Origin of the sequence: Deinococcus pimensis DSM 21231 (assembly GCF_000519345.1) — a bacterium.
GTDB classification, from domain to species: Bacteria; Deinococcota; Deinococci; order Deinococcales; family Deinococcaceae; genus Deinococcus_A; species Deinococcus_A pimensis.
In genome coordinates this window covers 88008-88430 of record NZ_KI912668.1, presented here as the reverse complement: position 1 = coordinate 88430, position 423 = coordinate 88008, and the positions used below count along the sequence as shown (strand labels likewise).

Annotated in this window: 1 protein-coding gene; it reads right to left on the bottom strand. The window is 75.2% G+C overall.

The features are described 5' to 3' along the window. A partial coding sequence (locus DEIPI_RS35750) for a hypothetical protein (protein WP_052351819.1) occupies positions 1–423 on the bottom strand: 423 nt, incomplete at both ends.

Sequence of the window (423 nt, the reverse complement as noted above, 5' to 3'; positions counted from 1 at the left end):
CGAGCGCCTCGCGGGCGAGCAGGGCGGGCAGGAAGCGGCTCATGGTCTGCTCGGTGCAGCCGTACGGGTACCCGACGAGGTATTCGAGCGCGGGCGCCACGGCGGACAGCAGGGACGGCGTGGTGAGGACGCGCAGGCCCACGGTGCCAGGGGCGAGGTCGGCGGGCACGTTCAGGGTGACGTTCTCGTCCGCGCCGCCCGTCACGGCGCGCGTGACGTCGTAGCCGCGCGCCTTCACGGGCAGGTCGAGCTTCAGGCGGTCGCTGCCCGAGGGCGTGCGCACACCGTACGTGACGCTCGCCTTTCCTGGCGCGAGGGCGCGCAGGGTGAGGTCCGTGCGGACCCGTCCGTCCGCGCCGAGCCGCACGTCCTGCCCCCCGACCGGCGGCACCTTCACGCCCGCGAGGTTCGTGAGGGCCGCCG